Origin of the sequence: Rhodoferax sp., assembly GCF_018063565.1 — a bacterium.
Lineage (GTDB): Bacteria > Pseudomonadota > Gammaproteobacteria > Burkholderiales > Burkholderiaceae_C > Rhodoferax.
Window position 1 is genome coordinate 16,796 of record NZ_JAGPBB010000053.1, and the last position, 10,943, is coordinate 27,738.

General features: G+C 61.3%; 12 protein-coding genes and 1 riboswitch. Of the genes, 1 reads left to right on the forward strand and 11 read right to left on the reverse strand.

Annotation, left to right across the window (positions count from 1 at the left end):
* Window positions 1–48: 48 nt before the first annotated feature.
* A riboswitch (TPP riboswitch) is annotated at window positions 49–157 on the reverse strand.
* A 25-nt stretch (window positions 158–182) separates the two neighbouring features.
* The 8 genes from KBF66_RS12745 to KBF66_RS12780 all read right to left on the reverse strand — a co-directional run bounded on the left by KBF66_RS12745 (window position 183) and on the right by KBF66_RS12780 (window position 8,056).
* A complete protein-coding gene (locus KBF66_RS12745; protein ID WP_296657248.1) occupies window positions 183–1,256 on the reverse strand; it encodes an NAD(P)/FAD-dependent oxidoreductase in 1,074 nt (357 codons plus the stop codon).
* A 36-nt stretch (window positions 1,257–1,292) separates the two neighbouring features.
* Entirely contained in the window at window positions 1,293–1,622 is a 330-nt protein-coding gene (gene fdxA / locus KBF66_RS12750; protein ID WP_296657252.1) for a ferredoxin FdxA, read from the reverse strand.
* Window positions 1,623–1,724: 102 nt separating this feature from the next.
* On the reverse strand, window positions 1,725–3,122 hold the full coding sequence (locus KBF66_RS12755; protein WP_296657255.1) for a GTP-binding protein: 1,398 nt from the start codon (window positions 3,120–3,122) through the stop codon (window positions 1,725–1,727).
* A gap of 146 nt (window positions 3,123–3,268) precedes the next feature.
* Window positions 3,269–4,222: a sulfate adenylyltransferase subunit CysD gene (gene cysD, locus KBF66_RS12760; RefSeq protein WP_296657259.1), complete on the reverse strand. Its 954-nt coding sequence runs from the start codon at window positions 4,220–4,222 to the stop codon at window positions 3,269–3,271.
* Window positions 4,219–5,004, reverse strand: a complete 786-nt coding sequence (locus KBF66_RS12765) for a phosphoadenylyl-sulfate reductase (protein ID WP_296657261.1) — start codon at window positions 5,002–5,004, stop codon at window positions 4,219–4,221. The genes cysD and KBF66_RS12765 overlap by 4 nt, the downstream gene beginning before the upstream one ends.
* Window positions 5,001–5,414, reverse strand: coding sequence for a DUF934 domain-containing protein (locus KBF66_RS12770; protein WP_296657266.1), 414 nt, complete (start codon window positions 5,412–5,414; stop codon window positions 5,001–5,003). The genes KBF66_RS12765 and KBF66_RS12770 overlap by 4 nt, the downstream gene beginning before the upstream one ends.
* Before the next feature lie 23 nt (window positions 5,415–5,437).
* Window positions 5,438–7,255, reverse strand: a complete 1,818-nt coding sequence (locus KBF66_RS12775; protein ID WP_296657270.1) for a nitrite/sulfite reductase — start codon at window positions 7,253–7,255, stop codon at window positions 5,438–5,440.
* Window positions 7,256–7,264: 9 nt separating this feature from the next.
* Window positions 7,265–8,056 (reverse strand): sulfite exporter TauE/SafE family protein, encoded by a 792-nt coding sequence (locus KBF66_RS12780; protein WP_296657275.1) that lies wholly within the window; start codon window positions 8,054–8,056, stop codon window positions 7,265–7,267.
* 147 nt (window positions 8,057–8,203) lie between these two features.
* Here KBF66_RS12780 and KBF66_RS12785 point away from each other — a divergent pair, with 147 nt between their 5' ends.
* Complete coding sequence (locus KBF66_RS12785) at window positions 8,204–8,683, forward strand: rhodanese-like domain-containing protein (RefSeq protein WP_296657279.1); 480 nt, start codon at window positions 8,204–8,206, stop codon at window positions 8,681–8,683.
* A 31-nt stretch (window positions 8,684–8,714) separates the two neighbouring features.
* On the opposite strand, the gene KBF66_RS12790 is transcribed toward KBF66_RS12785, so the two are convergent.
* The 3 genes from KBF66_RS12790 to KBF66_RS12800 all read right to left on the reverse strand — a co-directional run.
* Window positions 8,715–9,209, reverse strand: coding sequence for a DUF4405 domain-containing protein (locus KBF66_RS12790; protein ID WP_296657282.1), 495 nt, complete (start codon window positions 9,207–9,209; stop codon window positions 8,715–8,717).
* A gap of 696 nt (window positions 9,210–9,905) precedes the next feature.
* Complete coding sequence (locus KBF66_RS12795) at window positions 9,906–10,040, reverse strand: hypothetical protein (protein WP_296657287.1); 135 nt, start codon at window positions 10,038–10,040, stop codon at window positions 9,906–9,908.
* 31 nt (window positions 10,041–10,071) lie between these two features.
* Window positions 10,072–10,943, reverse strand: an 872-nt coding sequence (locus tag KBF66_RS12800) for a thiamine pyrophosphate-dependent enzyme (protein WP_296657291.1), incomplete at its 5' end; no start/stop codon positions are given.

Sequence of the window (10,943 nt, forward strand, 5' to 3'; positions counted from 1 at the left end):
GTCGGCAGCATCTCCAAGGGTTTGAGCTGCACGAGAAAGTGGCAGCACCCGTTGTCAGACCGGCTTCCCTGCGCGAGGATTACCTCAGTCAGGTTCAAAGGGACTTTCTCAGTCGGTTGCCGCAAAAACCGGCAGGCCAACACCCCTAGCGTCAGTGCAGAATTTGCTGCACTGCGGCCATTCTAAGGGGACTTGGTCCCCGCGGCGTGACCGACCCCGAGCCGTTGCTGCAACAGCGCGCTGCTGGTGGTGTACTGCAACACGCCAGAATCCTGCGGATACAACTGTTGCGCGGCGGCAAAGGCTGCCAGCGTGGCTTCGTGAAAACCACACACAATGAGTTTTTTCTTGCCCGGATAGGTCACCACATCCCCCACCGCATAGACGCCCGGTGCGCTGGTGGCGAAAGTCTCGGGGTTGACACACAGCTGTTTGCGTTCCATGGCCAGGCCCCAGTCAGCCACCGGTCCGAGTTTGGGGCTGATCCCCTGGCACACCAGCAAACGGTCGAGCGGGATGGTGGCGGCGCCGTCATCGGGGGTGCCAATTTGGACTGCAGTCAAGCGCTCACCCCGGGTTTGGATGGTGTTGACCCAACCCGCCACAAAGTGGATCAACCCGGCTTTGCGCAGGGTCGCAAAACGCTGCAGCGCCGACGCATCGGCCTGCATCACATCGCGCCGATGCAGCACCGTGACTCGCCTGGCCTGCTGCGGCCCAGGCGCTGCCAGCGTGATGGCGCTGGCCACGGCGGCATCTTCGCCACCGACAATCAGCACCTCTTGCCCGGCAAACTGCTCGGGCGGTTGGGCACGGTAGAACAGTTGGGTGCCCGCAAATTCGGCCAGACCGTCAACTTTGAGTTCCTTGGGAACAAATGCACCGACACCGGCGGCGATGAACACGCTGCGTGTCAAAAACTGCAACGCCGGTGTGTGGGTGCGACGACAAGTGGCCAGCCAGCGACCATCGGTCTGCTGCAGGGCGCTGACCTGCTGGCCAAAGTGAAAATCAGGGGAAAAGGGGGCAATCTGCTGCAACAGGCGCTGTGTCAGCTGGCGACCGGTACAGCTCGGCAGCGCCGGAATATCGTAGATGGGCTTGTCGGCATAGAGCTCAATGCACTGACCACCGGCTTCGTCGAGCACATCGACGACCTGGGCCTTGATCCCTTGCAGGCCAAGCTGAAACACCTGAAACAAGCCCACTGGCCCGGCGCCAATGACCAGGGCGTCGGTCTCAATTACCGTGGACACGCGGACGCAGGCCGATGCGAAACGGGGTGCGGCAGATCAGCGTTCCAGCAGCGAGAGTTTGCCGGTCTTGTCTTTCCACTCGTCGGCGTCGGGCAGCGCAGCTTTGCGTTTGGTGATGCTCTTCCAACTGGGCAGCTTGGCCAGTTCAGCGTTGAGCTTGGTCATGTGGCGCTGGTTTTTCGGAACATCTTCTTCGGCGTAGATGGCGTTGACCGGGCACTCCGGGATACACACGGCGCAATCAATACACTCGTCCGGGTCAATCGTCAAAAAATTGGGCCCTTCGCGAAAGCAGTCGACCGGACAAACGTCGACGCAATCGGTGTATTTGCACTTGATACAGGCTTCGGTGACGGTATGTGTCATGTTGAAATTTCTTCAGTTGAACGCAAAGACGCGATTTTATGGGGATTCCCGGGCCGGGCCGCGAAGCTTATCGCCAGCCACCCGAATGCGCCTTGATATGTGTCAATTGATGAGCGCCGCGCCCGCCGTTTTGTGGCTGGCAGTATCCACCAGCACCAAAGACCCCAGCACGCGCGACTGGGCAAAGGGGCGCGCCGCTATCGGCTCCTGCAGCAGCAATTCCACATGACCCATGGCATTGGCGGGCAGCGTATCGGCGTCGTTCTCGGCCAGTGTGTGGATGTCGAGGCGGTGAACAATACGCTTGACGCGGGCTTTGACCCAGCGGTGACCGTGCAAAGCCCAATAGACCCGTCCGGTCAACAGCGGCTCATCATCCATCCAGGCCACGGTGACGGACAGTTCCCGACTGGGGGGCAGGCTGATGAGGGTAGCCGGCGTGTCAAAGTCACGGTGGATGAGGTGGCCGGGCGAGGCCGCCACGACCTCCAGCAGCCAGTCCCCCCGCGAGACATCGACTTCACGGTCGAGCACCAGACCGGCACTGTGTCCGGCTTGCACCGATCCGGGCTGGCGCGTGTGGCCCAGCACCTGAACCACGCGGGCGGTCTGTCCGCTGGGCAGCACCTTGACGGTTTGCCCGATCTGCGCCCGACCGGCGGCCACCCGACCCCAGAAGATGCGCCGACCCTGCGAGGTATCGGCTGACGACGCGAACTTTTCCACCCATTGCACCGGGACCGCCAATGGCAGTTCGGTGTCAGCCGCAGTGCCGGGCAGCAACTCCAGAATATGCAGCAAACTCGGCCCATGGTAACCGCACCAGCCGTCCACCGCATCCACCACGTTGTGGCCTTTCAGCGCAGAAATCGGCACCACGGTGGCAATCTCGATGCCTGCGGCCAGCGCAAAGTCTTCCAGAGCAGCGCGGATATTGGTCAATGCCAGCGTGGCCCGGCCCTGGGTTTCGGGGTTCGCGGGGTCTTCGAGTGCGTCAAGCTTGTTGACTGCAAACACGATGCTGCCTACCCGCAGCAGGTTGACCAGCAGGGCGTGGCGGCGTGTTTGCGGCAGCAACTCAAGCGCCGGGTTTTGCCATTGCAGTTTGGTGGCGTCGACCAACACGACGGCGGCGTCAGCGCTGCTGGCAGCGGTGACCATGTTGCGGGTGTATTGCTCGTGGCCCGGCGCGTCGCCAATGATGAATTTGCGGCGGGCGGTGTTGAAGTAGCGGTAGGCCACGTCGATGGTGATGCCTTGTTCGCGCTCGGCACTCAGGCCGTCGGTGAACAGGGCCAGGTCGGCCTCGCCACTTTTGGAGACGTTGGCGAGTTGGTCTTGCAGCACGCTTTTGCTGTCGAGCAACAGGCGGCCGATCAAGGTGCTTTTGCCGTCGTCGACGCTGCCGCAGGTGATGAACTTGAGTGCGGATGAATGGTTATTGTGGCTTGTAGCGCTTTCTGGATATGATTTTGTAGCTAGTATTTCAATAGTATTCATGGTTCTTTCCTGGTGTTCCTGGTTCCGTCGATGGATGTTTTTGTTGCGTTGAGACAGTGCGCTGCGCTGCCGCCGGTTGGCCCCAAGGGCCCGCCCTGCGGGTTACCGAGCCCGCACGCGACCTCGCACCAATTGACGCCCAGGCATCAAAAATAGCCATCCTTCTTGCGCTTCTCCATCGAAGCCTCAGAAGTCTTGTCGTCCATCCGTGTCGCACCGCGTTCACTCACGTCGGCCGCCAGGGTCTCCAGCACGATCTGCTCAGGCGTCGCAGCCACGCTTTCTACGGGGCAGGTGCAGGTGATGTCGCCGACGGTGCGAAAGCGCACATCGCGCACCTCTGCCACCTCACCGGGCTTGAGTGGTGTCAGTGCAGTCACCGGCACCAGCAGCCCCTTGCGTTCCACCACCTCGCGCGGATGGCTGTAGTACAGCGAGGGCAAAGCGATTTGCTCGCGGGCGATGTACTGCCACACATCGAGCTCGGTCCAGTTGCTGATCGGGAACACGCGGAAATGTTCGCCGGGCTGCAGCTTTGTGTTGAACAACGTCCACAACTCGGGTCGCTGTTCTTTGGGCTGCCACTGGCCAAAACTGTCACGGTGGCTGAAGATGCGCTCCTTGGCGCGGGCCTTTTCCTCGTCACGGCGGGCACCACCGATCAGTGCGTCAAAGCGAAACTCGTCGATGGCTTCGAGCAGCGTCACCGACTGGTGAACATTGCGCGACTCGCCCGGATGCGCCAGACGCACCGTGCCGCGCGCCATCGAATCTTCGACACTGCGCACGATCAGCTCGGCACCCAGCTCTTTGGCGCGGGCATCCCGAAAGTCGGTCACTTCGCAAAAATTGTGGCCGGTGTCGATCATCAACAGCGGGTAGGGGATGCGACCGATTCCAAACGCCTTTTCAGCGCAGTGCAGCATCACCAGCGAGTCCTTGCCGCCTGAGAACAGCAGGGCGGGGCGTTCAAACGCGGCGGCCACTTCGCGCAGGATAAAGATGGTTTCTTCTTCCAGCGCGTCGAGATGGGCATTGCTCAGGTGGTGGTGCGGGTGGTCCATGGCTTGCAAAAATTCGGGCGGGGTGCGGGCGTTCATGTGGTGACCTCTTGTTTGGGGGTGAGCGTGCGGGGGGTGGTGGTGCTCTGCGCTTGGGCGACGTGCAAGCCACATTCCTTGGCGCTTTCGTCTTCCCACCACCAGCGCCCGGCGCGAAAGTCTTCGCCGGCAGACACCGCGCGGGTGCAGGGCGCACAGCCAATGCTGGGGTAAAACTGGTCGTGCAGCGGGTTGTAGTCGATCTTCTTCATGGCAATGAAATGCCACACATCGCCCCAGGTCCAATGGCTCAAGGGGTTGAACTTGACGCGCCGGGGGTCGGTGCTGTCGACCAGCGGGGCTGCAGCCCGCGTCTCGGACTGTTCGCGGCGCAAGCCGGTGATCCAGGCGTCCTTGCCATGCAGTGCACGGCCCAGAGGCTCCATCTTGCGCACCTCACAGCAGGCTTTGCGCAGGTCGAGGCTTTGGTACATCGCATCGCAGCCGTGGTTATGCACAAAGCGTACGACCGATTCAGTCGCTGGCATGAACACCTCGACGCGGGTACGTGAACGGGTTTGGAGCCGGGCAAGCAGGGCCAGCGTCGGCGCGTGCAGTTGACCGGTTTCCAGCACAAAGATGCCAATGTCCAACTGCAATTCATCGATCAGGTGCGCCAGCACCATGTCCTCGGCCCCCAGGCTGCAGGCCAGGGTGATGCGCGGCGCTGCCCCGTCCTGGGATGCATAGTCTTGCGCGGCGCGTTCCAGCAGCTCTGCGGTTTGCTGGAGTTTCTCGGCAAAGTTGGGCGATGGCTGGGCGTAGAGGTCAATGGCGCTCATGCGAGGGCTCCTGCGGTGGTTTCGGTGTTGGCGAAGGTGGGCAGTGGCTGCACAGCATCACCCTGGTAGAAGGTGGAGAAATAGCCCAGTTGCCGCTGTGCGCTGGCCAGACTCTGGTCTGCGCGCAGCACGGCGCTATCAAAACCACAGCGCTGCATTTGCGGCAACTGGTCCACCAGCACATCGCCGGTGGCACGCAGTTCACCTTTGAAGCCCAGGCGCTGACGCAGCAAGAACGCCTGGCTATAGGCGCGGCCGTCGGTGAATTTGGGAAAGCTCAGATCAATGCGCGTCACGCCCTGCAGCACCAGCACGCGCGGGTCGGCATCATTCGGCAATTCAACGACATTTTGACCTTCAGCGCTTGTGGAATAAACGTTGGAAGCTATTAAAGAAAGAGTATTTTTCATGCTTTCAATCCTCGAGTCCGAAGTCAAACCAGCAGCGCGTCGGGCGTTTCCAACGGCACTTGCAGCATCCGATCGGCGTTGCCGGTTTCATGGCGTGCTGCATGGGCTGCCACCTGGAACGGCGACAGGCCGATGCGGCGTACCGTGCCAATCAAGGCTTCCCCAGCCGCCCGATGCGTGCGGTAGGTGTCGAGCAGCGCCTCCACCACATCGGCCACTTCAGACGCCGCAAATGACGGACCAATCACCTTGCCCGGCACGGCGTCGCCCGACAGCGTGGAACCGTCCGAGCCACCCAACGACACCTGGTACCACTCGCGGCCATCCTTGTCCACGCCCAGAATGCCGATGTGCCCGCTGTGGTGGTGGCCGCACGAGTTCATGCAGCCGCTGATGTGCAGGTCAATCTCGCCCAGGTCAAACAGCTCGTCGAGATCCTGATAACGCTGGGTAATCGCCTCGGCAATCGGAATCGAGCGGGCGTTGGCCAGCGCGCAAAAGTCACCACCCGGGCAGGCAATCATGTCGGTCAGCAATCCGATGTTGGCTTTGGCAAAGCCCAATTGGCGCGCCGCTTGCCACAGGGCGGGCAACTGGCTGGCCGGCACCCAGGGCAACAACAAGTTTTGCTCGTGGGTCACGCGCAGTTCGCCTGCTGAAAACTGCTCGGCCAGGTCAGCGGCAGCGTCGAGCTGTTGCGCCGAGGCGTCACCGGGTGCATGGCCGAGGCGTTTGAACGACAGGGTGACCGCGCGCAGGGCCGGGTTCTTGTGCGGCTTGACGTTGCGTTGCAGCCAGCGTTGGTACTCGGCCTGATCGTTGGTCGATAGTTCTGATGCTACTATGTGTGTAGCTTCCTGACCAAGGGGAAAGGGCGCTACAGGCACAAATGATGCTGAAACCCGGTCTAGCTCCGCCTGCGGAATCGTGTGCGGTGCGCCGTCATGGCTGACGATGTCGTGGTACTCGGTCTCCACTTCTTCGGTAAAGCGCGGCCCCAGCGCCTTGACCAGAATCTTGATGCGCGCCTTGTACAGGTTGTCGCGCCGACCCCAGCGGTTGTAGACCCGCACCACGGCTTCCAGATAGTTCAGGATTTGGTGCCACGGCAAGAACTCACGCAGTGTGCTGGCGATGACCGGCGTGCGGCCCATGCCGCCACCGACCAGCACCCGAAAACCAACCTGGCCGAGTGCGTTGTGGCGCAGGTGCAGGCCCACGTCATGCCAGGCCACGGCCGCGCGGTCTTCGGCCGCACCAGAGATGGCGATCTTGAACTTGCGTGGCAGGTGCGCAAATTCGGGGTGCAGGGTGCTCCACTGGCGCATGATCTCGCAGTAGGGGCGCGGGTCGATCAGCTCGTCAGCCGCAATGCCGGCCAGTGCGTCGGTGGTGATGTTGCGGATGCAGTTGCCGCTGGTCTGGATGCCGTGCATGTCCACCTCGGCGAGCAAGTCCATCACGTCGGCGCTCTTGTCCAGCGGGATCCAGTTGAACTGGACGTTCTGCCGTGTCGAGAAGTGGCCATGGCCGGTCGGCAGGTGCCGGGTGCCCAAGGCCGCCTGTTTGGCGCGTGCGGCGGCAAAGACCGGCGCACTGGGCTGGTCAAACTCGCGGGCGATTCTGGCCAGCGCGCGTAACTGGCGGCTGGCCATCTCGCCATAAGGCACGGCCACCCGCAGCATCGGCGCATGGCGCTGCACATACCAGCCGTTCTGCAGGCGCAGCGGGCGAAACTCGTCGTCCTTGAGTTCGCCCTGCAGGTTGCGCTCAAGCTGGTCGCGGTATTGCCTGGCGCGCTGACGGATGAACTGGCGGTCAAACTCGGTGTATTGGTACATAGTGGGCCTTCAGAAAGCGATTAACTTGGTGCCGGCGTAGGCCAGCAGGAGCGACAGCAGGCCGCGAATGGCGCGTTCGGGCACCCGGGTCATGAAGTGGGCGCCAAGCCAGATGCCGGGCAAGGAGCCCGTGAGCAGCAGGCCTAGCATCGATCCGTCCACCGAGCCCAGCGTCGCGTGCCCGACGCCGGCCACCAGCGTCAATGGCACGGCATAGGCGATGTCGGCGGCCACAATGCGTGGCAGCGGCAGCAGCGGGTACAGCAGCATCAGCACCGTCACACCAATGGCGCCGGCACCGACCGAGGTGAGTGACACCAGCGTGCCAATCAGTGCGCCAAACAGCAGCGGCAGGCTCCAGTGGCGCGCTGTGGTGGCGTTTTTTTCCTGTCCTGTCGAGATGTGTTGGGGGCTGGTCTTGCCGCGCAGCGCCTTGTACAGTGTCGCGGCTGCCGTTAGCAGCAGGGCGACACCCAGGGTGGTGGTCATCAGGTGTTGTACGGCGGGGTCCGCCGGGCCAAGGGTCTTCAGCACCCACAGAGTGATCAGCGACGCCGGAATGCTGCCGCTCGACAGGGTCAGTACCACGCGCCAGTCCACGAGACCTGAGCGCGCTGTCTTCACGGTACCGCCGAGTTTGGTGAATGCGGCAAACAGCAGGTCTGTGCCTACCGCCATATGGGGTTTGACACCGAAAACGAAGATCAGGACCGGTGTCATCAGTGAGCCACCACCGACCCCTGTCAACCCGACCACGATACCGACAAAAAAACCAGCGAAGATGAAAGCGATGTCATGCATGATGCGGACTGTATGAAGCCTGCTTAATTCAAACAACGAATTAAAATAAATTTTATTATTTGAATTTGTTATAAGAATCGATCAAAATCGGCGTTGATAATGCGCTGCCGCGGCCGGTTGCTGGTGCCGCCCCAACTACTCAAGATCATGACCACATCCACAAACGCTCCTGGCGATCCCAATTTAGATCTGGAAATTTCTCTGCCAACGGCGCTGGAACTGGCCCAGCTTGGCTTGGGTACGGTGATTGATATTCGGCAATCGTTCGAGATCGAGATGAAAGGTGCGATTCCGCAGGCGCTGCACATTCCCCTGTTTGAGGTCAAGGTGATGCTGGGTCACAACCTGACCGAAGACGAGCAGGACATCCTGGACGCTGGCACTCCGAAAGACATGGACGTGAAGTCGTTCTTCACCATGATCAACCAGCTGCACCACGCGCGCGACAACCTGTTGCTGTGTATTTGCAACAGCGGCAAGCGCAGCCTGTCAGCCGCCGCCATGTTGCGTTCACTCGGTTACCCCAAAGCTTTGTCGGTGACCGGGGGGTTTCAGGCCTGGAAGAAACTGCAGGCCGCTGCGGCGGTGGCCGACATGGCACCGGGCAGTGTCACGGCTGCTCCGTGATATCGCGTCGACAACCCGCGACGACCCGGAATCAACTGCCGAACACCTTGCCCAAGGTACGCATCTGCTGCCCAAGATCGGGGCCAACCAGCTCCTGGATGGTTTGACTGTCGCTTTGACTCAGCACACCGGCGTTGCCAAGTTTGGCCCGTAACACATCGGTCGGGAGTCCCGCCACTTGGGCGACGGTAGACAGGGGGGCGTTGGCCAGCGCCTGAATCGGCAGCACAAACGGCGGCTTGCCGCCCGAAGCACCCAGCGGAACGAAGCTGGCGGCCAGCACCAAAGCACTGGCGCCCAGCACCCAGCGCCCGGTGCTGGCACTGAAGTAGCGCTTGAAGGCGTTCAGGTTCATGAGTGCATGCAGCACCACCGCGATCACCATCGCCCAGCCCAGCCATTCGTGAGCGGCCTTGTTCAGGCCACTGTCAAGGTGGAAAAACATCAGACTGCCGGTGACCGCCATCAGGACAAAGGTGCCAATGACCAGCGGGGTGATCCAGGGGCGATGCGGATTGAGATTCATATGGTCCTTGCTTGTTGAAGTATCAGGGTTAACCCTTGCATGTATTGTCAAAGCCTCGTTTGAAGTTGCACAAAGCTGGCGTGAACCGCAGGTAAAGCCATGGCGGCAGAGTGGTCTATTGCCACGTCAGGCCGGATCGCAGCATCAAGCATCGGTGTTGCACATCTGCACCACGAACGACACCCATATGCCACGGGGTCAAAGTAACCGAGTCAGCCTCGCACGCCGACTCGGCAAGAGATGTGCTTTGGGGGCTGATTCAGTCAGCAGGTAGTTTGAGCAACTGCCCCGCGCGCCTAGCTGGGACTTTGGCAGTACTTCAGATGGGGTTGCACACAGCCACCGATGCACTGAATGCCTTTGACAGGGTCTGAGACCGCAACGCCCCCTTTTTTTGCCGAGCATTGCAGCACGCCATGATCGTTACGAAGGCACTTGCCAGGGCTGCAGGCGTATTTGCCAAAGCCGTCCTTTTGTACCGAGCCGCCTTCGGGCGCGCAAAAGACTTTTCCTTACATGTCCCTGTCACACTGCTGCTTGGCATGCGTCACTGGCATGACAAGGCAAGCACCTAGCAAACAGCCGACTGACCACAGGATTGCATTGCGCATTGTGGGACGTTACCAAGCAGAGGGTTGAAGTCTGGCCAAGCGATTGGGCCAGGACGAAAAATGTCATGTCAGTCAGCAAACAGGATCAGCCGTTGGTCCGGGCTGCCGATGCCACGTTATCCGGCATGATGATCAGCGTCGAATCTCTGTCTATGGCCATCCGCTTGAAGTCGACAGGCTTCACGGGTGGGCGGATGCCCTGGATGACCAGATTCGACATGGCGAAGGCACAGTCCTGTGCCAAGTCAGGCCTATTTCATGGCATTGAGTCGTTTCACACCAGCCACAAAACGCGCCAGCGTGTCCGACAACACGCCGCGTGGGATGGTCACTTCGATCAACTGGAACTTGCCGCGCGTGGCCACCGCGTGGTCGAGGGCGGCTTTCAGTTCGGCACGGGTGCCCACGCGCACGCCATCGCCGCCCATGCCGCTGGCCATTTCGGCAAAACCCCAGTTCCCCAGGTCGTTGAAGCCGGACTCGGGCTGGAAGGTGCGCAGCATCTCCCAACTGGCGTTGTTGAACACCAGCACAATCGGGTCCCAGCCGTAGCGTTTGCAGTTGCCCAGTTCCCAGCCGGTCATCTGAAAGGCGCCGTCGCCCACCAGAATCAGAGGGCGCTCACCGGTCGCCGCCTGCAGACCCAGCCCGGCCGGCACACCGTAGCCCATGGTGGCGTAATAGCCGGGTGCCACCAGCGCGGTGTGCGCGATCTCCATCGCGGTAAACAGGCAGTCGCCCATATCGGAGGCGATGGGCATCTTGCCATGCTGCGCCATCAGGTCGTTCACGGCCGTGGCGATGTCGGTCGGGGCGATGCTGGCAGCATCAGCGGGCATGTGGCGCGGAAACACCTGCGGTTTGATCTCGAACGCCCTGTCGACCTGGCCAACGCGCGCCAGCATGGCATCGACCAGTGCACCCAGTGGCAGGTCGGCATAGGTGTGGTAGCCGATGTTGACCCGGCTGTTGAGCGCCTGGATCGTCTTGCGCATATCGATCTTGGTCTCGGACACCGCAAAGTTGGTGTCACAGATGATCTCGCCCAGCAGAAACAGCCCGTCAGAGCTTTCCACCAGTTGCGTGACTTCCGGAAAACCCGCCACGCCCATGTAGGTGCCCA